General features: G+C 60.8%; 23 protein-coding genes. 16 read left to right on the top strand and 7 right to left on the bottom strand.

All coding sequences use genetic code 11. From position 1 onward, the window contains the following. The 6 genes from AW06_RS07015 to AW06_RS07040 form a co-directional block, all read left to right on the top strand. Positions 1–851 (top strand): RNA pseudouridine synthase (locus AW06_RS07015; RefSeq protein WP_337958763.1); only part of this gene is annotated, 851 nt, incomplete at its 5' end. 14 nt (positions 852–865) lie between these two features. Then, positions 866–1,717, top strand: a complete 852-nt coding sequence (locus AW06_RS07020; RefSeq protein WP_034947777.1) for an HDOD domain-containing protein — start codon at positions 866–868, stop codon at positions 1,715–1,717. 255 nt (positions 1,718–1,972) lie between these two features. After that, on the top strand, positions 1,973–3,316 hold the full coding sequence (locus AW06_RS07025; RefSeq protein ID WP_034947780.1) for a fused MFS/spermidine synthase: 1,344 nt from the start codon (positions 1,973–1,975) through the stop codon (positions 3,314–3,316). A gap of 239 nt (positions 3,317–3,555) precedes the next feature. Beyond that, the gene (locus tag AW06_RS07030) at positions 3,556–4,110 is read left to right on the top strand and encodes a lipid-binding SYLF domain-containing protein (protein WP_034947784.1); all 555 of its coding nucleotides are present in this window, start codon (positions 3,556–3,558) and stop codon (positions 4,108–4,110) included. A gap of 375 nt (positions 4,111–4,485) precedes the next feature. Continuing rightward, positions 4,486–4,803 carry a PepSY domain-containing protein gene (locus tag AW06_RS07035; protein WP_034947787.1) on the top strand — a complete coding sequence of 106 codons (318 nt, stop codon included), beginning with the start codon at positions 4,486–4,488 and terminating at the stop codon, positions 4,801–4,803. 89 nt (positions 4,804–4,892) lie between these two features. Next, positions 4,893–5,507, top strand: a complete 615-nt coding sequence (locus tag AW06_RS07040; RefSeq protein WP_034947790.1) for a cytochrome b/b6 domain-containing protein — start codon at positions 4,893–4,895, stop codon at positions 5,505–5,507. A 195-nt stretch (positions 5,508–5,702) separates the two neighbouring features. Here the strand turns inward: AW06_RS07040 and AW06_RS07045 are convergent, their stop codons facing one another. The 3 genes from AW06_RS07045 to xseA all read right to left on the bottom strand — a co-directional run bounded on the left by AW06_RS07045 (position 5,703) and on the right by xseA (position 8,292). Beyond that, complete coding sequence (locus AW06_RS07045; RefSeq protein WP_337958764.1) at positions 5,703–6,023, bottom strand: excalibur calcium-binding domain-containing protein; 321 nt, start codon at positions 6,021–6,023, stop codon at positions 5,703–5,705. A 172-nt stretch (positions 6,024–6,195) separates the two neighbouring features. Further along, on the bottom strand, positions 6,196–6,783 hold the full coding sequence (locus AW06_RS07050) for a Fe-Mn family superoxide dismutase (protein WP_034947793.1): 588 nt from the start codon (positions 6,781–6,783) through the stop codon (positions 6,196–6,198). A gap of 99 nt (positions 6,784–6,882) precedes the next feature. After that, positions 6,883–8,292, bottom strand: coding sequence for an exodeoxyribonuclease VII large subunit (gene xseA, locus AW06_RS07055; protein ID WP_034947798.1), 1,410 nt, complete (start codon positions 8,290–8,292; stop codon positions 6,883–6,885). Between the two features lie 299 nt (positions 8,293–8,591). On the opposite strand from xseA, the gene AW06_RS07060 reads away from it, so the two are divergent. The 7 genes from AW06_RS07060 to AW06_RS07090 all read left to right on the top strand — a co-directional run bounded on the left by AW06_RS07060 (position 8,592) and on the right by AW06_RS07090 (position 14,998). After that, positions 8,592–9,200, top strand: coding sequence for a MotA/TolQ/ExbB proton channel family protein (locus tag AW06_RS07060; RefSeq protein WP_034947801.1), 609 nt, complete (start codon positions 8,592–8,594; stop codon positions 9,198–9,200). Between the two features lie 12 nt (positions 9,201–9,212). After that, on the top strand, positions 9,213–9,629 hold the full coding sequence (locus AW06_RS07065) for a biopolymer transporter ExbD (RefSeq protein ID WP_034947804.1): 417 nt from the start codon (positions 9,213–9,215) through the stop codon (positions 9,627–9,629). A gap of 14 nt (positions 9,630–9,643) precedes the next feature. Continuing rightward, a complete protein-coding gene (gene lpxK / locus AW06_RS07070) occupies positions 9,644–10,681 on the top strand; it encodes a tetraacyldisaccharide 4'-kinase (protein WP_246148649.1) in 1,038 nt (345 codons plus the stop codon). Then, positions 10,662–10,838 carry a Trm112 family protein gene (locus tag AW06_RS07075; RefSeq protein WP_034947807.1) on the top strand — a complete coding sequence of 59 codons (177 nt, stop codon included), beginning with the start codon at positions 10,662–10,664 and terminating at the stop codon, positions 10,836–10,838. Before lpxK ends, AW06_RS07075 begins: the two co-directional genes overlap by 20 nt. 58 nt (positions 10,839–10,896) lie before the next feature. After that, positions 10,897–11,664: a 3-deoxy-manno-octulosonate cytidylyltransferase gene (gene kdsB / locus AW06_RS07080; protein WP_034947810.1), complete on the top strand. Its 768-nt coding sequence runs from the start codon at positions 10,897–10,899 to the stop codon at positions 11,662–11,664. A gap of 131 nt (positions 11,665–11,795) precedes the next feature. Then, complete coding sequence (gene adk, locus AW06_RS07085) at positions 11,796–12,449, top strand: adenylate kinase (protein ID WP_034947813.1); 654 nt, start codon at positions 11,796–11,798, stop codon at positions 12,447–12,449. A gap of 137 nt (positions 12,450–12,586) precedes the next feature. Then, complete coding sequence (locus AW06_RS07090) at positions 12,587–14,998, top strand: sodium-translocating pyrophosphatase (RefSeq protein ID WP_034947816.1); 2,412 nt, start codon at positions 12,587–12,589, stop codon at positions 14,996–14,998. 109 nt (positions 14,999–15,107) lie between these two features. Here the strand turns inward: AW06_RS07090 and AW06_RS07095 are convergent, their stop codons facing one another. The 4 genes from AW06_RS07095 to AW06_RS07110 all read right to left on the bottom strand — a co-directional run bounded on the left by AW06_RS07095 (position 15,108) and on the right by AW06_RS07110 (position 18,965). Continuing rightward, positions 15,108–15,740, bottom strand: a complete 633-nt coding sequence (locus tag AW06_RS07095; protein ID WP_034947819.1) for a YbhB/YbcL family Raf kinase inhibitor-like protein — start codon at positions 15,738–15,740, stop codon at positions 15,108–15,110. Positions 15,741–15,761: 21 nt separating this feature from the next. Then, the gene (murJ, locus tag AW06_RS07100) at positions 15,762–17,300 is read right to left on the bottom strand and encodes a murein biosynthesis integral membrane protein MurJ (protein WP_034947822.1); all 1,539 of its coding nucleotides are present in this window, start codon (positions 17,298–17,300) and stop codon (positions 15,762–15,764) included. Positions 17,301–17,409: 109 nt separating this feature from the next. Further along, on the bottom strand, positions 17,410–18,594 hold the full coding sequence (locus tag AW06_RS07105; protein WP_034947824.1) for a lipocalin family protein: 1,185 nt from the start codon (positions 18,592–18,594) through the stop codon (positions 17,410–17,412). A 119-nt stretch (positions 18,595–18,713) separates the two neighbouring features. After that, entirely contained in the window at positions 18,714–18,965 is a 252-nt protein-coding gene (locus tag AW06_RS07110; protein ID WP_034947827.1) for an acyl carrier protein, read from the bottom strand. A 200-nt stretch (positions 18,966–19,165) separates the two neighbouring features. On the opposite strand from AW06_RS07110, the gene AW06_RS07115 reads away from it, so the two are divergent. The 3 genes from AW06_RS07115 to AW06_RS20060 all read left to right on the top strand — a co-directional run bounded on the left by AW06_RS07115 (position 19,166) and on the right by AW06_RS20060 (position 21,950). Next, the gene (locus AW06_RS07115; RefSeq protein ID WP_246148648.1) at positions 19,166–19,471 is read left to right on the top strand and encodes a hypothetical protein; all 306 of its coding nucleotides are present in this window, start codon (positions 19,166–19,168) and stop codon (positions 19,469–19,471) included. Between the two features lie 193 nt (positions 19,472–19,664). Beyond that, complete coding sequence (locus tag AW06_RS07120; RefSeq protein WP_034947833.1) at positions 19,665–20,537, top strand: DUF3365 domain-containing protein; 873 nt, start codon at positions 19,665–19,667, stop codon at positions 20,535–20,537. 18 nt (positions 20,538–20,555) lie between these two features. Beyond that, positions 20,556–21,950: a serine/threonine-protein kinase gene (locus AW06_RS20060; protein ID WP_138678154.1), complete on the top strand. Its 1,395-nt coding sequence runs from the start codon at positions 20,556–20,558 to the stop codon at positions 21,948–21,950. Positions 21,951–21,974 lie beyond the last annotated feature (24 nt).

A 21,974-nucleotide genomic window follows, 5' to 3' on the forward strand; every position in this document is an offset into this window, starting at 1 on the left:
GGCCGGCGCTCGGCGATAGCGACCCGCCGGTCGTTGCCGTACAAGCACCGCGGAAACGACCGGCAGAGGCGCCCACTGCCGCGCCGGCAGTGGGCGCCAGCACGCCGCATGGCTTGGCAAAGGAGTCGCCACGGCTGGCAAAACGGGTCAGCGAAATCGCCACGTGCTCCCGCCGCGAAGCCGATGAATGGATCGAGAACGGCTGGGTCAGCGTAGATGGCGAGGTCATCACCCGCCTCGGGGCACGCGTCAACCCCAAGGCAAGGATCGAGATCAAGGATGCCGCCGACAAACACCCCAGCGAAAGCGTCACCATTCTGTTCAACAAGCCGAGCCACCCGGTCGTTGCCGGGTCCGCAGGCGAGCGCGATGATGCCGTTGCCCTGATCCGTCCCGACAACCTCTGGGCAGAAGACGGCACCATCTTCCGCTTCCAGGCCAGGCATCTGCGCGGCCTGGCGCTGGCCGGCAAACTCGATGCCGACGAGGGCGGCCTGCTGGTGTTCACGCAGGAAGGTAGCGTCGCGCGCCGCCTGACGGGGAGGGATGCGAGACTCGAGAAAGAATACCATGTCCACATCGAAGGCGAATTGTCGTCGGCTGGCCTGGAGCGGCTCAGGCATGGCCTGTCACTGGACAAGGTCAAGCTGCTGCGCGCGCAGGTCTCGTGGTTGAACGAGCAAAAACTGCGTTTCGTTCTGCACGAGAGCAGAAAGCGGCAGATTCAGGGCATGTGCGAACAGGTTGGCTTGCGCGTTACCGAGATCAAACGCGTGCGCATCGGCAGCGTTTCGCTCGGCAAGCTGGCTGTCGGGCAATGGCGCTATCTGCGCGCTGATGAGCGCTTCTGAAAAAGGCCCGGCCGATGCCCGATAATCCCTCGCCAAAGGATCTCGAAGGCTGGCTGGCCTTCATCAGCAGAGCCGAATTGCCCATCCTGCGCCAGACGGTGCGCCACCTCGACGAAGCGCGACAGCAAGCCGACCAGATCAGCGGCCGCGACATCACTGACATCGTGCTGCAGGATCCGCTGTTGGCCATCCGCGTGCTGGCCTATATTCAGGAGGTCAGCCACGGTCGCCTGCACAGCGACATCACGAACATTGCCAGTGCGGTAATGATGCTTGGCATCGATCCGTTCTTCCGGAAGTTTGAACAGCCGCTCACCCTCGAAACAATGCTGCGCGGTCAGCGGCAAGCCCTGCTGGGCGTCCTGCAGGTGATCCTGCGAATGCAGCGCGCAGCGCGCTATGCACATGACTGGGCTTTTGCGCGGCATGACATGAATGTTGAGGAAGTCGCTCTTGCCGCGCTGCTGCACGACCTTGCAGAGAGTCTGCTGTGGTGTTTTGCCCCGGACCGCGCGATCGAGATTCGCTCCCGGCTGCAGGCTGACTGCCGGCTGAACGACACCGATGTCCAGCGGGAAGTGCTCGGGATTGCGCTGGCCGATCTGCAATTGGCACTCTGTAGAGCCTGGCACCTGCCCGAACTGCTGACGACCTTGATGGATAGCGGCAATGCCGCTCTGTCCAGGGTTCAGAACGTGCAACTAGCGGTCAATCTTGCCCGCCACTCGACCGAGGGCTGGAATCATCCGGCGATCCCGGACGACCTCAACGCCGTCCAGAGTCTGTTGCACATCAGTCGCGAGAAGCTGCTCAACCGCCTGCAACTGCCGACGGAAGTCCTGCCCAGGTTTCTCGGCGAGGGCTAGGTCATTTCGGAAAAAGGGGGCTCGGACAAACGCTTCATTTTTACTGGCTGTAATGGTTGAGCGGGTCGGCGGGCGGGGCGGGCCTTCGGCGGCAGTCAGGGGACGAGATCAGCAGGTTACTGGTGGATCGGCCTCGGGAGCCTCGACGATTCGTCAGCGTGTTGCCCATAGCGCAGCACGACTGCGAGGTGATGGCCGGCAACTAGCGCTGCTGCGGTATAGTGCCCGCCTCATTCCGCTTGGCGATATGCCCCCATGTTACGTGTGCAACTCTTTGCCGTTATCTTCATCGAAGGATTCTGCTCGCTTGGCGCCGAGGTCATCGCGCTGCGCCAGATCATTCCGCACATGGGCAGTTCGATCGTCGTCACCGCGCCGACCATCGCGTTCTTTCTGCTCGCGTTGGCGCTTGGCTATCATGCTGGCGCGAAAATCGCCGAGGACTATCTCGAAGTTGTCGCCAGGAACTTCCTGATCGCGGCGCTGCTGATCGGCATCGGTCTGGCGGGAGTCGGCGTTGATCTGATCTTCGCTTCGCTGCGGCCACCCGAAATTGCCTATCTGGCGCTTGTCACCGGCGTACTCTGCCCGATCGCCTGGCTGCTCGGGCAGACCGTGCCGATCCTCAGCAACCTGCTGCAGCACCAACGCGTCGGCGAGGCCAGCGGCCAGGCGTTGTACTACTCGACGCTCGGATCTTTCCTGGGTTCGCTGTCGCTGTCGCTGCTGGTCATGCAATGGCTCGGCGTTTCCGCAGCCATCGCGCTCTGCGCGCTGTTGCTGGTCGTTGGCTACGCGCTGCTGCGTGGCCGCAGTTGGACGACGGCAGTGTCCGGCCTCGCCGTCGCTGCGCTGGTGCTGGCCGCCAACGCCTGGCTGCGCCCGCAGATCGAGACTGCCTACGCCAGCTATCTGGTGATGCCGGTCCAGTACGAGGGCGCGATCAACGGGCGCGCCCTGAAAAACAATAGCTCATTCGCCTCATTGATCGACGAGGCCGAACCGCCGCACTATGCCCGCTATATCCGGCATATCCGCAGCTTCCTGCTCGACGATATGGGCTTCCGCGACCGCCGGATCCTGGTTCTCGGCGCCGGCGGTTTCACGCTCTCGCATCGTGAGACGAGCAACCACTACACCTATGTCGATATCGATCCGGCGGTGCGCACCATTGCCGAGACCCATTTCCTCCGCGATACGGCAAACGGAGAGTTCATCGCCGATGACGCCCGCCGCTTCGTGGTCCGTACCGGGCAGCGCTTTGCGGCGGTGCTGCTCGATGTCTATGGCTCGCATACCTCGATCCCCGGCCACCTCGTCACCCGTGAATTCTGGCAGGCGACGCGCCGGGTGCTCGAAGCCGACGGCGTGTTGATTGCCAACCTGATTCTCGACAGCGCCCTCGCCACGCCCTATTCGCGCAACCTGCTGGCGACCATCGAGAGCATTTACGGCCGCTGCGCCGTCGAAGTGCTGCAGAAGCGACAGCAGCTTGCCAATGTAGTCGTCATCTGCCGCAACGGCGAACCGCCGGAGCCCGTCAGACTCTTCGTCGACGAACGCAACAGCGCCGATTTCGACTTCGCGCGTTCGCGCTGAGCGGCCGTTGCGCGTCCATGACGAAGGCACCCTGCTTACGGACCAGCGAACGGTCCTGACTTTTTCAAGGTACCCCGATCATGAAAGTCATGACCCTTTCCCCTTTCACACGAGTGGGAGATGAATGCAGACACAATCCTTGCTGTGGCGAGCGTTGCCTCCGCCACAGATTTTAGTGGAATGAATCCTGTCGAGGTGGCAGAATGGGATCCCCATCGTCGATTCTCAAAGGAAGCACCATGTACGCCAATCCTGTACGTTCGATCTGCATGGTACTGGCCATGCTCCTGTCTGCGTTCATTGTAGCGCCCGCTGTCGCAGACAGCACCACCGAACTCGACCGAGCATCGCGAGCAGCGCTCAACAGGCTGCTGGCCAAAGTGCCTGCGGCCAGGACACTCAACGCCAAGGCCTCCGCCGTGCTAGTGTTTCCCAGCATCACTAAGGCTGGACTGGTCGTCGGCGGCCAGTACGGTGAGGGCGTTCTGTGGCGTGACGGCAAGGCCGTGGGGCGTTACAGTACCGCTGGCGCGTCGTACGGGCTGCAGGCGGGAGCACAAAAGTACGGCTACGCGATGTTCTTCATGAATGAAAAGGCGCTGCAAGCGCTTGATGCCAACGAAGGCTTCGAAGTCGGGATCGGTCCGAGCATCGTGATCATTGATGAGGGAATGGGCCAATCCCATACCACCACCACCATGCAGGACGACATCTACGCCTTCATTTTCGGTCAGAAGGGGCTGATGGCAGGGATCGGCCTGCAGGGCAACAAGATCAGCAAACTCAATCCGTGAGCGCCTGCCGCCAGAGAGCGGCGATTATCGCGAGCTGCCGAGCTGCTGCTGAAACGACGGCCCGGAGAGGCATATTCCGGGTTTCCGCCACCGGCGATGAAGCTTTCCGGTTTAACGCTACGCCCTGGCTGGATCGAGGCACGGAGCAAGTTCGGCCTCATCACACCAGTCCAGGCCCGAGCTTCGAAATTTTTTCCGCATGGCCTTGCAGGTCAGGGCGCGCTCATCTTCTACCCCATTTCTTTCGCACTAAGATTACGTTAAGGATGTCGCGATAGGATGGCGTCCGTGTTTGCAGTTCCGGTCAAAGCACCGGGCTCGCAGGCCGAAGTTGCTTTTTTCGCCAATCTCCATTCGCCATGAAAGACCGATCAGATGAACAAGCCTCGCGCATTTACCGCCGCCGCCCTGCTGGCCATCACCACCAGCTTTGCTAGCAGCACTTTCGCTGCTGACAGCAAGACCGCCGCCCCGGCACCAGCTGCCGCCACTGCCACAGCGCAGGAAATCAGCAAGGAACAGGCGGTCGAAATGGCCCTCAGGGCGCACCCTGGCACGGTCACCAAGGCCTATGAAGACACCAAGAAGGGCAAGAAGACTTGGGAAGTCAAGATCAATGGCAACGACGGCAAGAAGTGGGAAGTCCACTACGAAATCAAGACCGGCGCTCTGGTTTCCGAAGAAGGCAAGTAAGCAGCAGCTCTTCGTCAGTGAGCTGATCCACACACGCGCTTTCTTGTTGTTGGCAGGGAAGCGCTGTCAAAAACCGTCCACTCAATATCATGGGCACGTCAACCGATTCGACTGAAATCCCTGTCTGGGACCCGCTGCTTCGCCTGTTTCACTGGACACTGCTACTCAGTTTCTGCACGGCTTATCTTTCGGAGGGCGAGCTGTTCGAAGGTCTCCAGGACCGTTTGGACGGCGAGTTGCTGCAGGTTGTGCATGTATGGGCGGGCTATGGGCTTGCCGGGCTGTTGCTGTTTCGTCTGCTCTGGGGCTTCGTCGGCCCGCGCTATGCCCGCTTCAGCGACTTTGTTTATCGCCCCGGCGAAATCCTCGCTTATCTTTACGGGGTGCTGACGCTGCGCGCTCCCCGCCACCTCGGACACAACCCTGCCGGTGGGGCGATGATCGTCGCCATGCTGCTGGCCTTGACGGCGACCGTCGTCACCGGCCTGTCGCTGTACGGCGCCGACAAGGGGCTGGGACCACTGGCGGGATGGTTTACCGGGAGCAGTGACACCCTGATCGACGCCATCAAGGAAGCCCATGAAGTGGCCACCAACGGCACGCTGCTGCTGATCGCAGGCCACCTGATCGGCGTCGTTTGGGAAAGTCTTTTGCACCGCGAAAATCTGGTACGCGCAATGATCACTGGCCGCAAGCGTATGTGAGATGACAGCTTGCAGCGATGGCTTGATGCCTGCACAAGGCGATCTTCACGAATAGCGATAGCACGTGCCATCGCGTCACGGTCAGCCCCAGCCCGATACGATCAGGGGGCACCGGCGGCGCGTCGGCACCCCGACCCCCGGGATTTGCTCGTAGGTTGGGCTGCGTTCCTCCGCCGAACCTACGGCTACTGATGCTCATCTACACCACTGCTTTTCACACGGAATACCATCGTAGTTTCCGTCCATCTTTGTGCCAGGGCAATTCTTCAAGAAATAAGTCGCCTCCGCACATGAGGTCATCTGAGCACAATGGGTTCGTCCGTCGCATTTGAACTGGGATGAGGTGGTAGCGTCGGTGGTGGCGTCGTTGCTGCGCGAAACCCCTGACCTGCCTTGTGTACCACTGTCCGTTGTGCTCTGATCGGCTAACCTGTTGATCCGCGAGTTCTGGTACTTGACGTACCCTTGCCAACCAATGACGGCGAAAATTACGAGAAGGATAAGCCGCTTCATCATATACGCGTCCAGACCGCGCGTTCTCACCAGTTGATAGGCGAGGAGTGGGCGAACAACGCCGCAGATCGGCCGCACAGTATCACAGTATATATTTACGGCCTCTGAGTCGCGGCCTGTCCGGCGTTGCAGCGCGGCGCCGGTATTGATACGACCGCGACACCAAGTGTATTAGCTAGCCGACGAAGTTCTGCTCGGCGAAGCGCCAGTTGGCGAGGCTGCCGAGAAAGGTTTCGACGAACTTTGGGCGTAGGTTGCGATAGTCAATGTAGTAGGCATGCTCCCAGACGTCGACACACAGCAGGGCCTGGTCGCCGGTAGTCAGCGGCGTGCCGGCTGCGCCCATGTTGACGATGTCCACCGAGCCATCGGCTTTCCTGACCAGCCAGGTCCAGCCCGATCCGAAGTTGCCGACGGCGGAAGCCTGGAAGGCCTTCGCGAAATCCGCGAAAGAACCCCATTTGGCGTCAATGGCTGCGGCCAGGGCGCCAGTCGGTGCGCCGCCGCCGTTGGGTGCCAGGCAATTCCAGAAAAATGTGTGGTTCCAGACCTGCGCCGAGTTATTGTAAATCCCGCCTGCCGGTGCCTTCCTGACGATCGCCTCGAGGTCAAGGGCCTCGTATTCACTTCCCTTGATCAGGTTGTTGAGGTTGGTCACGTAGGCCTGGTGGTGCTTACCGTAGTGGTATTCCAAGGTTTCCTGCGACATGTGCGGAGCAAGAGCGTCGATGGCAAAGGGGAGGGGTGGCAACTGATGTTCCATGGATGTTCTCCGTAAGGCTTGTTATGGGGCGAAATAAGGACGACGTGCAAACTCGGGGGGGCCTTGCATGGCCATGACCGTCCGCTTGGTTGCTGGATTCTATTCGGGGCTTGCGGCGCTGGCAATGGCGGGCGCTGCGAAAGCGATGCCATCTTCTTCGGAAACGTTCAGTACCACCGCCTCGGCACGTCCACGGTGGAAGAAGACAGCGATTTGCTGCCCAGGTTCCAGGGCCTTGCTCGCGCGAATGATCTGTCCCTGTGCATTGCTGACAACACAGTAGCCGCGGGCGAGTACCGCCGCCGGATGGAGGTGCGAGAGACCAGCCGACAGGAGCTCGAGGTCAGCGTGCCTGGCCTGCGCGGTCGTCTGCCAGGCGCTGCGCAGTCGTGCTGCCAGCGCTTCGAGGTGGCCGGCCTGGCGCACTGGATCGGGGCGGATCAGCAGCAGGTGACGGGTGAGGCCGAGCAGTGTCGCCCGCGCCTGCGCGTTGGCTTGCAGCAGGCCAGCGCGCAGGCGGCGTTGCAGCTTGTACAGATTATCCTGGTGGCGGGCCAGGTACTGCGATGGGCTCTGCAGTCGGTGTGCGAGCCAGTCCAGATGTTGGCCTCGTTGGTTGAGGTGCTGATCGATCAGGCGGCGCAGGGCAAGTCGATAGGCGGCGAGGCGGGCGAGCAGCGCAACCTGTTCGGGTGCGGCCAACTCGGCTGCGGCGGTGGGGGTTGGCGCACGTTGATCGGCAGCGAAATCGGCGATGGTGAAGTCTGTTTCATGACCAATACCGCTAATCACCGGCAATGGACAGGCGCGCATCGCCCGTGCGACGGCCTCGTCGTTAAAAGCCCAGAGGTCTTCGATACTGCCCCCCCCTCGACACACGATCAGCACATCGCATTCCCGGTGCTCGCCAGCGCAGCATATGGCTGCGGCGATCTGGGCGGCCGCGCCGTCACCCTGTACCGGTGTAGGGTAGATGACGATGCCGACCTGGCCGGCGCGGCGTCTGAGCGTGCTCAGGACATCGCGTAGCGCCGCCGCCTGCGGTGAGGTGACGATGCCGATGCAGCGTGGAAATGCCGGCAGGAGTCGCTTGGCAGAGCTGTCGAATAGGCCTTCGCGCGCAAGTTTGTCCTTAAGGCGAAGAAATTGTTCGTAGAGGTGGCCGACACCGGCGCGACGAGCCGCTTCGACGTTGAGCTGGAAATCGCCGCGTGCCTCGTAGAGCGTCACCAGCACGCGGGCTTCGATGTTCTGGCCGTTCTCCAGTCGCCAGCCGAGCAGTTGCGCACGGTTGCGGAACATGACACAACGGACCTGCGCGGCGCTATCCTTGAGCGAGAAGTAGACATGTCCGGAAGATGCATGGCTGAGATTGGACACCTCTCCAGCCACCCAGCAGAGAGGAAAGACTGCTTCGAGTCGCTCGCGGGCAAGGCGATTGAGGACGGCCACCGGGAGCACCGGCATCGGCGCGACCAAGTCGTTGGTGCTGGCGGGAAGGTCTGACATGCGGGAATTCTACAGGGCAGTCGGCGCCTTGCGCAGCCAGCGATGCAGGCATCGCGTCCCCTTGTTGGCCGATGCGCAGCGATCGGCACCGGTCTGCTCGCTGCACGCTTTCCCGGCAGGCAGAAAACACCTTCCATGATAAGCACTTGGTCGTTTCACCAACAGGCTAGCGGTATGCTTATCCACAGATTCTGTGGAGAGAGAAAGATGCACGATCCGGTGGTGGGAAGCTTCGGGGCTTGCTGCAAACGTCGGTGCAGGCTAAAGTGCCCATTTGTGAAAATCTCCCGGAGGAAGACGTGTTTTCCATCGTTCAGGCCGCTGGTTGGCCAATCTGGCCCTTGCTTCTGGCGTCGATCATCGCCGTCGCGCTGATTCTCGAGCGTCTGGTGGCGCTGCGACGCAGTAAAGTCGTCCCGCCAGGCCTGCTGCAGAGGGTCGTCGCCGAGTACCGGCAGAAGGGGGTGACCGCTGCCATGCTCGGTGATCTCGAAGCACAATCGCCGCTCGGTCGCGTCCTCGGTGCCGGTTTGCGCAATGTCGGCAGCTCGCGCGAGATCATGAAGGAAGCAATCGAGGAGGCCGGTGGCGTCGTGTCGCACAACCTTGAACGTTATCTGACGACGCTGGGCACGATTGCGTCGATCAGCCCCCTGATGGGCCTGTTTGGTACCGTGGTTGGCATGATCGAGATTTTCGGGTCGCAGGCCCCGGGTGGCAGCAACCCCATACAGCTCGCGCACGGCATCTCGGTGGCGCTGTACAATACCGGATTCGGGCTGCTGATCGCGATTCCGAGCATGATCTTCTGGCGGCATTTTCGGGCCTTGGTGGACAGTTTCGTGGTCGAGATGCAACAACAGGCGGTACGTCTGGTCGAGGTTCTGCACGGCCAGCGCAACTCCTGAGAGGAACGGGTCATGAACTTTCGCCGCGGTCGCGCCAGTGACATTCCCGAAATCAACCTGATCCCGCTGATCGACGTGCTGTTGGTAATCATCATCTTTCTGATGCTGACGACTACCTACGCCAAGTTTTCCGGTCTGGAGATCAACCTGCCGACTGCCGACGCCAGCAAGCAGACCGAGACCCCCAACGAAATCAGTGTTGGGCTGACGGCTGCGGGCCAGGTGTTGGTTAACAAGGTGCCGCTGTCCACGGCCAGCGTACAGACGATCAGCGAAGCCTTGCGGCGGGCTGCCGGCGACACCAAGGAACCGCTTATCGTGATCAATGCCGATGCCAAGGCCAATTATCAAAGCGTCGTCGACATCATGCAGGCGGCGCAAACGGCCGGCTATCCACGGATTTCCTTCGCGACCCAATCACCGCCCTGATGGCTCGTGCCGGCATGGCGCAGCGCCTGATCGGCTGCTGGTACCAGCACCGTCTGGCGCTGGAACTCTGGCCCTTGCTACCGTTTTCCTGGCTGTTCGGAGGACTGGTCGTACTGCGCCGCTGGCTGTACCGCGCTGCGCTATTGCGCTCGCATCGCTTGCCGGTGCCGGTGGTGGTGGTCGGCAACCTGACTGTCGGCGGTAGCGGCAAGACCCCCTTGGTATTGTGGTTGGTGAACCGCTTGCGCGAGCAGGGCTGGCGACCGGGGATCATCAGTCGTGGCTACGGCGGCAGTGACGGGCAGGTGCGTCCGGTGGACGCTTCCTCGACGTCTTCACTGGTCGGTGATGAACCTTTGTTGCTGGCCAGACGCAGCGGCGTTCCGGTCTTCGTCGGCCGTGACCGGCCTGCCGTCGGGCAGGCCTTGCTGGCAGCGCACCCAGAATGTGACGTGATCGTTTCCGACGATGGCCTGCAGCACTACCGCCTGCAACGCTCGATCGAACTGGTGGTCTTTGACGGACGCGGCGCAGGCAACGGCCGACTGCTGCCGGCCGGCCCCCTGCGGGAATCCTTGCGGCGTCTGGCGGGGGTGAGTGCCGTGGTGTGGAATGGAGGCCCACCGGAGACACGGGTGGTGGAAGCAGCCCGGCGCTCACCGCAATTCGACATGCGCCTGGTCGGCCGGCATTTCGTTGCCGTGAGCGGAGAACAGCGCCGCTGTGCTGGGGCCGATCTGCAGGATCGCAAGCTTTACGCGGTTGCCGGGATTGGCGATCCGCTCCGCTTCTTCCGGCAGCTGCAAGCTCTCGGGCTCGAGTTCACAGCGCATCCCTTTCCCGATCACCATGCCTACCAGGCCAGCGATCTGGCCTTTGCCAGGGACGGGGTACTGCTGATGACCGAGAAAGATGCGGTAAAATGCGCGTCGCTGGACATCGGCGAAGCCTGGATGCTACCGGTCGAGGCGGTCATCGGTTGTTCACCACCCGGCCAAGCCACCCTGTTCGAGACCATTCTGGAGAAACTGCATGGACGCACGCCTGCTTGATATTCTCGTCTGCCCGATCTGCAAGGCCAATCTCGAATACCGCAGGACGCAATCTGAACTACTGTGCAAGCCGTGCAGGCTGGCTTTTCCGATCCGCGACGGGATCCCGATCATGCTCGAAGAAGAGGCACGCCAGTTCTCGAGCGACGAACTCTGACCGCGGGGCAAATGAAGCTTTGGGGATTGAAAGTGCTGTCCGCTGGACGGAGGAGGGGATGATGCACTTCAAGGTCGTCATTCCCGCGCGCTATGCCTCGACCCGTTTGCCGGCCAAGCCTCTGCTCGACCTCGGGGGCAAGCCGATGGTCGTGCGGGTGGCCGAGCGTGCGCTGCTTTCGGGGGCAGAGGAGGTGGTCGTGGCGACCGACCACGTGGAGGTGCTGGCGGCTGTCGAGCGGCACGGCCTGCGCGCCTTGCTGACGCGAGCGGAGCACGCGAGCGGCACCGAGCGTCTGGCCGAGGTGGTCGAGCTGTCGGGCTGGCTGGACGATACGATCGTGGTCAACGTACAGGGCGATGAGCCATTGATCAATCCGGTCTGGATCGTCCACGCGGCCGCTCGGCTGGAGGGGAGTGGTGCGAAAATCGCTACCCTGGCTCATCCACTGTCGGAGGCGGCCGATTTTTTCAACCCGAACATTGTCAAGGTGGTCCTGGCGGCCAGTGGCGACGCCCTCTATTTTTCGCGAGCGCCGATTCCCTACGCGCGCGATCACTTCGCTCGCGAGGCCGGCGGTGAGACCTTGCCGGTCGGGCTGCTTGCCTATCGGCACATTGGCCTGTACGCCTATCGCGCGCATTTCCTGCGTACCTACTCTGGCCTGGCCCCGTCGCCACTGGAAAACCTGGAAGCGCTCGAGCAGTTGCGTGCCTTGTGGCATGGTCTTCGCATCAGTGTGGCAATTGTCGATGATCTGCCGAGTGCTGGCGTGGATACCCCGGAAGATGCACAGCGCGTGCAGAAATGGTTCAAAAACGTTTGACCGTACGCGCATTTGAGGGTAAGTTTCGGCCTGTTGATCACGACAGCGTTCTGCCACAGTTCGGTAGCTGGAGTGCAAGTATATGAAGTTTTGGATAAACCGCTTGATTTGATGATCTCAGAGGGTGAACCATGAAACTCATTCTGCTCGGTGCCCCAGGCGCTGGCAAAGGCACTCAAGCCCAGTTCATTCGTGAAAAATTCGGCATTCCGCAAATCTCCACCGGTGACATGCTGCGTGCAGCGGTGAAAGCCGGCACCCCCCTAGGTGTCGAGGCCAAGAAGGTCATGGATGCGGGTGGTCTGGTCTCGGACGAGATCATCATTGGTCTGGTCACGGATCGCCTGCAGCAGGACGACTGCCGGGGCGGTTATCTGTTTGACGGTTTCCCGCGCACCTTGCCGCAGGCCGAGGCGATGAAGGTCGCCGGTGTGGCTCTCGACTTTGTGCTCGAAATCGACGTGGCCGACGAAGAAATCATCGATCGAATGAGCGGGCGGCGCGTGCATCCGGGTTCGGGTCGCACCTACCACCTCCGCTTCAATCCACCCAAGCTGGCTGGAAAAGACGATGTCACCGGCGAGGACCTCGTTCAGCGCGATGATGATCAGGAAGAAACGGTCAGGAAGCGGCTGCAGATCTATCATTCGCAGACCAAGCCGCTGCTGGAGTACTACCGCGCCTGGGCGGCAACGGGCGATCCGAGGGCGCCGAAGTGTCGCAATATTGCAGGGGTCGGGAGCGTCGGGGAGATCATGAAGGCGGCTTTCGATGCCTTGCAATGACCGTAATCGATGAGACTGCGGCGCAGTAGTAACATCTTCAAGGTTTGAACGTTGTTCGTTTCGTGTAGCACTGAGGTAAATCCGGCTCCCAGGGATTTTCCGGGGAGTCTGGGTCACTTTAAAGAGGGAGGTTGCTTATGTCGTCAGGTTTGATGTTCGCGCTGGTGTGCGCAGTCATTGCAGTGCTTTATGGCGCGGGGATGACGAAATGGATTCTTTCGTTGCCAGCTGGCAACCCACGCATGCAGGAGATCGCTAAGGCCGTACAGGAGGGCGCTTCTGCCTATCTGGCCAAGCAGTACACGACGATCGGTCTGGTCGGTGCCGTGCTCTTCGTGCTGATCTGGTTTGCGCTCGGCAAACTGATGGCCGTCGGCTTTCTGATCGGAGCAGTGCTTTCGGGTGCGACCGGCTTCATCGGGATGAACGTTTCGGTACGCGCCAATGTGCGTACAGCCGAAGCCGCGCGCAGTGGAATTTCCGCGGCGCTCAGCGTCGCTTTCAAGGGGGGCGCGATCACCGGCATGCTGGTCGTCGGTCTCGGCCTCCTCGGCGTGGCCGGCTACTACGCCTTTCTCAAGGGTAGTGGCGCCGACTTCCAGCACTCGGTGGAACCGCTGGTCGGTCTGGCCTTCGGCGGATCGTTGATCTCGATCTTCGCTCGGCTGGGCGGTGGCATCTTCACCAAGGGGGCGGACGTTGGCGCCGACCTGGTCGGAAAGGTCGAAGCTGGTATCCCAGAGGATGATCCACGCAACCCAGCCGTCATCGCCGACAACGTTGGCGACAACGTCGGCGATTGCGCCGGGATGGCTGCCGACCTTTTCGAGACCTACGCGGTGACCGTGGTGGCGACGATGGTGCTCAGCGCGATGATGCTCAAGGGAGTTGCCGGTGCCACCGACAATCTGATCGTATACCCGCTGGTACTCGGTGGCGTGTCGATCATCGCTTCGATCATCGGTTGTTTCTTCGTGAAGGCCAGCGATGGCGGCAAGATCATGAACGCCCTCTACCGTGGTCTGGCCGTGGCCGGCATACTGGCCTTGATTGCCTTTTATCCGATCACTACCATGCTGCTCGGTAATGGCATCACCCTTGCCGACGGCAAGCTGATCAGTTCGATGAATATCTTCTGGGCAGCGGCAATCGGTCTGGTGCTGACCGGATTGCTGGTCTGGATCACCGAGTACTACACCGGTACCGATTTCTCGCCGGTCAAGCGCGTCGCCGAAGCTTCGACCACCGGCCATGGCACCAACATCATCGCCGGCCTTGCGGTTTCGATGAAAGCCTGTGCCTTGCCCGTGATCTGCGTCTGTGCGGCGATCTATATCACCCATGCGCTGGCCGGCCTGTATGGCATCGCCATTGCAGCCACTTCGATGCTGTCAATGACCGGCATCATCGTCGCGCTGGATGCCTATGGTCCGATCACCGACAACGCCGGCGGTATCGCCGAAATGTCCGGTCTGCCGAAATCGGTGCGTGACGTGACCGATCCGCTGGACGCGGTCGGCAATACCACCAAGGCCGTCACCAAAGGCTATGCCATCGGTTCAGCGGGTCTGGCTGCGCTGGTGCTCTTCGCCGACTATACGCATGCCCTGGAAATCAACTGGGGCGGGCTGCGCTTCGATCTGTCTGATCACGAGGTGATCATCGGCCTCTTTCTCGGCGGTCTGATTCCTTACCTCTTTGCCGCCATGGCGATGGAGGCGGTGGGCCGTGCCGCCGGTGCGGTGGTCATCGAAGTGCGCAGGCAGTTCAAGGAAATCAAGGGCATCATGGAAGGCAAGGCGAAGCCCGATTACTCGCGCGCCGTCGGCATGCTGACCGTCGCTGCGATCCGGGAAATGATCGTTCCGTCGCTGCTGCCAGTGCTGGTGCCAGTGCTCGTTGGTCTGCTGCTTGGCCCGAAAGCGCTGGGTGGGCTGTTGATGGGTACCATCATCACCGGCCTGTTCGTGGCCATCTCGATGACCACCGGTGGTGGTGCCTGGGATAACGCCAAGAAGTACATCGAGGATGGCCATTTTGGGGGCAAGGGCTCCGATGCTCACAAGTCGGCGGTGACCGGCGACACCGTCGGCGATCCCTACAAGGATACGGCGGGTCCTGCGGTCAACCCGCTGATCAAGATCATCAACATCGTCGCCCTGATGATCGTCCCCTTGATGGTGCCGCCGCCTGCCACGGTGGCGGCCAAGCCTGCGGCTGCGGCAGCGGTAGCGGTACCGGCGGCGGCCAAGCTGTACTTTGCGATAGGTGCGGCGGAAATCCCGGCCGATGCCGGCAAGACCCTCGAAGTCGTCGTTGCCTATGCCAAGGACCATCCGGCCGCGAAGCTCGCCATCTCCGGATTTCACGACACCAGTGGCAGTCAGGCGGCCAACGAAGAGGTCGCCAAGAAACGCGCGATCGCCGTACGTGATGCCCTGAAGAACGTCGGTATCGCCGAGGAGCGCATCGAACTCAGGAAGCCCATGGTGACGACCGGTACCGGAGATCCTGCCGAGGCGCGTCGTGTCGAGGTCAGCGTACAGTAATAATCGCCCTCCTTCATACTGCGCGGGCAAGCTCTCTGCCCTGATCAACGAAAAAGGCCGCTTTGCGGCCTTTTTCGTGTCCAATTGCAAGAAGACCTGCGGCTCTCTCTCAGCTAAGATTCAGTAATGGATTGAGGGTATAGGTACCGGTCAGACTCGCCTCGGCAAGAATGTGTCCCTGCATTGCCGCGCGCAGTTGCTGGCCGGTCAGCTTGCCATCGATGTCCAGCCTGGCGACATCCAGTGCGAAAACCGTAAATACGTAACGGTGGACAATCTCGTCGTTCCAGGGCGGGCAGGGTCCATCGTAGCCGTAGTAGTCGCCACGCATGTCATTGTCGCCTGCGAACCATTGGGTATAGTCATTGATTCCCTGGCGGGCATCATGCGGGGCGTGCGGACCGGGTTTGCCGCGCGGCGTGACATCATTGGAAAATTCGCCTGCCTTGATCTCGCCGAGTGTGGCCGGCAAATCAAGCAGCACCCAGTGAAAGAAGTCGACCCGCGCCAGCGATGCCGGAACCGTGCGATCTTCCTGGTTGACATCATCGCCCTGGCTCGGTACGTCCGGGTCGTGACAGATAAGGGCGAACGAGCGTGTTCCCTCCGGCGCACTACGCCATGCCAAATGCGGGTTGCGATTGCTGCCCAGGCAAACGTGGTGTTCGGGGTCGGGAATACAGAATGCAAACTCACCCGGGATCGGTTGCCCGTCACTGAAGCTGCTGCTGATCAATATCATCGTAAATCTCCTCCTGATTGATTACTCGGCCGCGCTGCGTTTGAAGTCGCGCAGGCGGAAACCTGCGGCCCATAGTGTAGCGAAATAGACGCTTGCACCGAAGCCAACCGAGACGGAAAGACGCAGCAATCGTTCTCCCAGGCTCCAGTTGAGCCAATCAGCCGTTGGGCCGATCACAAACCACAGCGTAGCGCCCATGCTCAGCATGGCAAGAGCGAGTCTGCCGTAGAACAGCAGCCAGCCAGGTTGCGGGGTATAAATGCCGCGCTGGCGAAGGCCACGGTAGAGCAGCGAGGCGTTGAGACTGGCAGCAAGCCCGATCGCGAGGGCCAGGCCGGCATGTTGTAGCCAGCCGATCAAGAGCAGGTTCAGCACTTGCGTAACGAACAGGGTCAGCAGTGCGATCCTGACCGGGGTGCGGATATTCTGCCGAGCATAAAAGCCTGGCGCCAGCACTTTGACCAGAATCAGGCCGAGAAGCCCGACACTGTAGGCAACCAATGCATCGCGCGTCCTGAACACGTCATTGGCGGTGAAAGCTCCATGATGGAACAGCGTGGTAATCAGCGGCACAGCGAGAATGCCGAGTGCCAGAGCAGCCGGCGCCGCCAGCAGAAAGGTTAGCCGCAAACCCCAGTCGAGCAATCGGGAATACTCATCGTGTTGCTCAGCGGCATGGCATTTGGCCAGTGAGGGAAGCAGGATGGTGCCGAGTGCGGCGCCGAGCATGCCTGCAGGAAACTCCATCAGGCGGTCTGCGTAGTAGAGCCAGGAAACGCTGCCGGTACTCAGGAATGAAGCAAAAACGGTGTTCAGCAACAGGCTGACCTGCGCCACGGAAACGCCAAGTACGGCCGGCGCCATCAGGCGGAAAATGCGCCTGACCCCCTCGTCGTGCAGATTGATCGAGAATCGCGGCAGCATGCCAAGACGCCGCAGGCTGGGAATCTGGAAAACGAGTTGCAGGGCGCCACCAAGAAAGACAGCCCAGCCCAGGGCCATGACCGGTGGATCAAAGTAGGGGGTGGCAAGGAGCGCCATCAGTATGAACGAAACGTTGAGCAGCACCGGCGTGAATGCGGGGACGGCGAAGCGGCTCCAGGTATTGAGAATGCCACCGGTCAGCGCGACCAGCGACATGAAAAGGATGTAGGGGAAAGTGATGCGCGTCAGTTTGACGGTCAGGGAAAACTTCTCGGGGTCATCGGTAAAACCTGGGGCTGAAAGGTACACAAGTACCGGTGCGCCCGCCATGCCGAGCAGGGTCACCGCCAGCACGACGAGAAACAGCAGACTCGCGACACGGTCTACCAGCTGCCGGGTCTCCCCGGCTGAACGCTGGTTCCGGTATTGCCCTAGGACCGGAACGAAGGCCTGCGAAAAAGCGCCCTCGGCAAACAGGCGGCGTAGCAGGTTGGGGAGTTTGAAGGCGACAAAGAATGCGTCGGTCAGCGCTCCGGCGCCGAAAGCGCGGGCGATCACGAAATCGCGGACAAAGCCGAGTATACGCGACAGCAAGGTCATGCTGCTGACGGTGGCGAGGGTCTTCAGGAGGTTCATTGTCTATCCGGGGGCGCCACTCGGACGCAAACCCGTCATCTTAGCGCCTGGGCCTTGGCACGCAAAACGCGGGACACGTATTCCGGGCAGCCAGCGGGCATTTGCCTGCCTACTGGCTGGTCGCCGTTTGCTGGACTGACGGATGGTAGCCGCTCAGTTCCATAAAACCGACGCCACGATGCGAGCCACTCAACTTGACCGCACCTTCCCAATAGACGTTCAGCGTCGTTGTCCGGGCGTCGAACTCACTGGCGCGGATCACCGGGTCGACTTTCAGCTTGAGGCCCGTGGCGGGTACTACGATCGTCCAATGGACCGGGTAGAGTACCCCCCCTGAAGAAGGACTTTTCCAGGTGCCGCGGGAGGTCGCCTGGAAGTCGGATGCGCCGAGTGCACTGACCTCGCCGTCCTTGCTATAGGTTCCCATGCGCAGTACTGGCTCGCCCTGGCGATCGAAAAGTTCGAAGATCATCAAGTCCGCGCCATCTGTCAGTTGCAGCGCAAACCAGTTCCAGCGCAGCTTTGCCGCTTCGAAGTCACCCCACTGATGATCGAACCAGACTTCGCCATGCACCTTCCTGGCAGTGCCGCCAATGGTCAGAATTCCCTGGGCAGCCATGCGTGGACGCGAAGTGTAATAACTCATGCCGGCGACACCGAAATCCAGCAGGCCGGCGATCGGCGTACCCGGTGCCTGGTGCAGGAGCGGTTGGCGGCTGTCATTGAGCTGCAGATCGAGCGCAAAATCCTTGCCGGCCATCTTCGCCGCATGTTGCGCGCCATCGCCCTGCAATTGCCAGCTACCGAACTTGAAAGAAAATCCGTCACGGCGTCCGTCCGATGGGTTGCCTGCGGTGCGTGCCTGCTCGGTATAAAGCTTCTCGGTCTGATGGTCGAGTAGTGAGCCGTGGAATACGGTATGGGTGAGAGTCCCTTTACGCAGGAAGGAGGCGATATGAAACGAATAACGTTCGCCTGAGTCGGTTTGCAGGTGGCCACTGTAGTACCACCATTCAGTGAGCATTTCATGTGCAGCATCATCGGCGGGTAGCTTCACCGGTGGCATCGTGTTGGACACCATTGTCGCCGACTGCTCGGTTGCCCCACCTGCACTTGCAGCCAGAGGTATCCTATTGGAGCTGGTGAAGAAAACCCAGCCGACCGCCACCATCATGATCAGCCAGCCGGCAATGACCAGCCAGCGATAGCGTCTGAACCAGCGCGACGAACCGGGGCGGGCCTTGCCACGGCCTTGCTGCCGAATTCCATACGAGCGACTTGTGCCAGTGTTCATTCGAACAGTTCCTCTCGTGTCTTCAGTATTCGACCGGTATGCGTAGTGTCTGCGATCCCGATCTTTCCGCCAAGACTATCCGGCGAGAGGAGGACGGTGGCAAGGGCCTGGATGAATGCTCAGTCAGCCAGTTTGCCCGCAACGAAGTCGATCAGCGTCGCCAACGAAGCGAACACCGATCCGTCGATCTCGTCATCTTCGACCGTAAACCCGAAATGTTCTTCGAGCGTGGTAATCAGGGAGACTACCGCCATCGAATCCAGTTCGGGAATTGCGCCGAGCAAGGGGGTGTCGAGCGCGAATTCACTCGCCCGGCCCTTGAGGCTCAAGACCTCGTCAAGAACGGCGACCACTTCGTTTCTGATATCCATGTAAGCTCCTGTAAGGGGATTTCCCCGCTTGCCGCCCGCTGGACAAGCGAGGTTGGTGATTTAGCGGCGATTATACCGGTCGAAATAGGGCACTTTGTGCAATAGGTCACTTTGCTACCCTTGCTAGGCCGATTCAGCCCTGCACGGCAACGCTTCAGAGGTTCATAATAGAGCGCTCGATGAACGCCTCTCCAACCCACTTGATTCCCGATCGGGCGCAGACGCTCGTGGTGCTTCGGCTCCTGCGGCAGCGTCGGTCCATGCTGATGCTGAGGGGTGACGACGATGGCTATGGCAGCCGTTGGTTGCTCGATGGTCAGCAGATTCAGCCGGTGATCGCCAAGTACCTGATGGATGCTGGCTTTATCGCCGATACCGGGGCGACCGAATTGGGTGCCCGAAAGCTCGCCTTGACCGAATCCGGCACCCGGCTTCTGGAGAATGGCCAGCTCTGGTGGGAGAGCCTCGGCTTACTTCAACGCTTGAAAATCATGATCCTCGGTTGATGGAAACAGAAGCCTTCCAGCAACGGGAGGCACGCACCAGGGAACCCTGTTAGACCCGGTTCTGATCACTGGTCTAGTCTTCGCCGGCACGAACCCGGAAAAAGTCCATCAATTGACCGCAGTTGATGGGGGAACATATACTCCCTGCGCTGCCATTGCGTTTTTCATCCCATCCTTGCTAGGGACAGTGCTCATGGGTCTGCGACTGAAATTCAACCTGGTGCTTCTGCTGGTCTTTGGCGCCGGCATGGGCATGTCGGCGTACGTTTCGCACCGCCTGCTCGACGAGAACGCCAAGCAGGAGACGCTGCGCAATGCCGGCCTGATGATGGAGTCCGCGCTTTCGGTGCGCGGCTACACGGTCAGGCAGGTGAAGCCGCTTCTCGACTCCCAGTTGGAACAGACATTCCTGCCGCAGACGGTGCCTGCCTATGCCGCAACAGAGGTGTTCAGCAACCTGGCCGTGAAGTATCCGGACTTCACCTACAAGGAGGCGACGCTCAATCCTACCAATCCACGCGATCGTGCGGTGGAATGGGAGAGTGACCTGGTGCAGAAATTTCGCGCTGACGGCAGTGCCAGAGAACTTGCAGGCGAGCGAGAAACACCGACCGGCCGCATGCTCTACCTGGCACGGCCGATCACCATCACCGACCCTGCGTGTCTGATCTGCCACAGTGTTCCCGACGCGGCACCGGAATCGATGATCCGAATCTACGGCCCAAACAACGGCTTCGGCTGGAAACACCTGGAGACGGTCGGCGCCCAGGTGGTTTCAGTGCCGATGTCCGTGCCGCTGGCCAATGCGCAGCGCACCTTCAACAGCTTCATGCTCTCGCTCGGAGGCATCTTCCTGGCCACTTTCGTGGTCCTCAACATCATGTTGTCCATGCTCATCATCAGGCCCATTTCGAGCATGTCGGACGCCGCCGACAGGATCTCCACCGGCGACTTTTCCGTGCCGGAATTCCCGTCGCACACCGGGGACGAGATCGACGTGCTGGCGAACTCCTTCAACCGCATGCGCCGCAGCCTGCAAAAGGCCATCAAGCTGATCGAGAGTTGAGAGGGGAGCGAGCACGCCATGGCCATCCCTGATTTCATTGGCAAGTACGAGATCCGCCGCGAACTCGGCAAGGGTGCAATGGGCGCAGTTTACGAAGGTTTCGACCCGGTCATCAAACGTTCAGTGGCGATCAAGACGATTCTCGCAGGGTACCTGGCCAACGTTGAATCTGAGGCCGCAGTGGCACGCTTCAAGCAGGAGGCGCAGGCCGGAGGGAGACTGCAGCATCCGGGAATTGTCGGGGTATACGAATATGGAGAAGACGAAACAGGGGCCTATATCGTCATGGAGTACGTGCAGGGAAAGTTGTTGCGCCAGTGCATGCGCGAACGCGGCCGCTTTGAACCGATCGACGTATTCGAGGTGATGAAGCAACTGCTCGCAGCACTCGACTATTCGCATCAGCACGATGTCGTGCATCGTGACATCAAGCCGACCAACGTCATGGTACTGGGCGGGATGAAGATCAAGATCATGGACTTCGGGGTCGCCAAGATCGAGAACTCATCGCTCACGCAGGTGGGCACCGTGATTGGAACGCCGACGCACATCTCTCCCGAGCAATTGTTGGGCTTGCCGGCCGACCACCGTGCCGATCTGTGGTCGGCCGGGGTCATTCTCTACGAAATGCTGACCGGGCATGGGCCATTTCTCGCCGAGACCCCGGTCGCGGTCATGCACAAGGTCATGAACGTCGAGCCTACACCACCGTCGACAATCGTGCCTGCGCTGCCAGCGGTTTTCGACGCCCTGCTGACGCGCGCGCTGGCGAAGAAGCCTGACGGACGTTTTCAGAGCGCCCGCGAATTCAGCAATGCGTTATTGGCGGCCTTCATCCAGAGCAAGCCCATTGCCAGGACCCGTGGCAGCAGCAACGACAGCCTGCCGCCACCCGAACCGGTCGCCGGTGGCGCCAGGAGTGGCAGCGCCGGCACGAGATCTGCGGGCGCGTCAACACCGCTGCCGCTGCCCCAGGAGACGCTGGACGAAATCGAGTCCTCGCTGATCAGGTCGATCGGCCCGGTCGCCAAACACCTGGTGCGCAAGGGGGTGATCCAGGCCAGGAGCATCGAGGAATTCTGTTCCACCCTCGCCGAAAACATTCCCGAAGGCGCCGAACGTACCGACTTCCTGAAGCGTATCGAGCAATTGAAAAAGGCCACTCCCGCATCGATGCCGTCAAGGTCCACCAATCCGCCCGAACCGACATCGGTAACACCGGTGGTGGTTTTCGACCCTGCGACGCTTGCAGCGGCCGAGAAACGCCTCGCGCAGTACGTAGGACCGCTCGCTCGAGTGCTCATCAAGCGGGCAGCCAACGATTCTGGCAACGTCCAGGAACTCTACCGAAAGCTCTCCGAGCATATCGACTCCAAACCCGAGCGCGCTGCCTTTCTCAAGGGTTTCGTTTGACCAGTCAGCTGTACGGACCCGACG

Origin of the sequence: Candidatus Accumulibacter cognatus (genome assembly GCF_000584975.1) — a bacterium.
GTDB lineage: Bacteria > Pseudomonadota > Gammaproteobacteria > Burkholderiales > Rhodocyclaceae > Accumulibacter > Accumulibacter cognatus.

Bases quoted from the DNA above. Each gene is read 5' to 3' on its own strand.
- AW06_RS07020 (WP_034947777.1), top strand. From the start codon at position 866: ATGCCCGATAATCCCTCGCCAAAGGATCTCGAAGGCTGGCTGGCCTTC.
- AW06_RS07025 (WP_034947780.1), top strand. From the start codon at position 1,973: ATGTTACGTGTGCAACTCTTTGCCGTTATCTTCATCGAAGGATTCTGC.
- AW06_RS07030 (WP_034947784.1), top strand. From the start codon at position 3,556: ATGTACGCCAATCCTGTACGTTCGATCTGCATGGTACTGGCCATGCTC.
- AW06_RS07035 (WP_034947787.1), top strand. From the start codon at position 4,486: ATGAACAAGCCTCGCGCATTTACCGCCGCCGCCCTGCTGGCCATCACC.
- AW06_RS07040 (WP_034947790.1), top strand. From the start codon at position 4,893: ATGGGCACGTCAACCGATTCGACTGAAATCCCTGTCTGGGACCCGCTG.
- AW06_RS07045 (WP_337958764.1), bottom strand. From the start codon at position 6,023: ATGATGAAGCGGCTTATCCTTCTCGTAATTTTCGCCGTCATTGGTTGG.
- AW06_RS07050 (WP_034947793.1), bottom strand. From the start codon at position 6,783: ATGGAACATCAGTTGCCACCCCTCCCCTTTGCCATCGACGCTCTTGCT.
- xseA (WP_034947798.1), bottom strand. From the start codon at position 8,292: ATGTCAGACCTTCCCGCCAGCACCAACGACTTGGTCGCGCCGATGCCG.
- AW06_RS07065 (WP_034947804.1), top strand. From the start codon at position 9,213: ATGAACTTTCGCCGCGGTCGCGCCAGTGACATTCCCGAAATCAACCTG.
- lpxK (WP_246148649.1), top strand. From the start codon at position 9,644: ATGGCGCAGCGCCTGATCGGCTGCTGGTACCAGCACCGTCTGGCGCTG.
- AW06_RS07075 (WP_034947807.1), top strand. From the start codon at position 10,662: ATGGACGCACGCCTGCTTGATATTCTCGTCTGCCCGATCTGCAAGGCC.
- kdsB (WP_034947810.1), top strand. From the start codon at position 10,897: ATGATGCACTTCAAGGTCGTCATTCCCGCGCGCTATGCCTCGACCCGT.
- adk (WP_034947813.1), top strand. From the start codon at position 11,796: ATGAAACTCATTCTGCTCGGTGCCCCAGGCGCTGGCAAAGGCACTCAA.
- AW06_RS07090 (WP_034947816.1), top strand. From the start codon at position 12,587: ATGTCGTCAGGTTTGATGTTCGCGCTGGTGTGCGCAGTCATTGCAGTG.
- AW06_RS07095 (WP_034947819.1), bottom strand. From the start codon at position 15,740: ATGATATTGATCAGCAGCAGCTTCAGTGACGGGCAACCGATCCCGGGT.
- murJ (WP_034947822.1), bottom strand. From the start codon at position 17,300: ATGAACCTCCTGAAGACCCTCGCCACCGTCAGCAGCATGACCTTGCTG.
- AW06_RS07105 (WP_034947824.1), bottom strand. From the start codon at position 18,594: ATGAACACTGGCACAAGTCGCTCGTATGGAATTCGGCAGCAAGGCCGT.
- AW06_RS07110 (WP_034947827.1), bottom strand. From the start codon at position 18,965: ATGGATATCAGAAACGAAGTGGTCGCCGTTCTTGACGAGGTCTTGAGC.
- AW06_RS07120 (WP_034947833.1), top strand. From the start codon at position 19,665: ATGGGTCTGCGACTGAAATTCAACCTGGTGCTTCTGCTGGTCTTTGGC.
- AW06_RS20060 (WP_138678154.1), top strand. From the start codon at position 20,556: ATGGCCATCCCTGATTTCATTGGCAAGTACGAGATCCGCCGCGAACTC.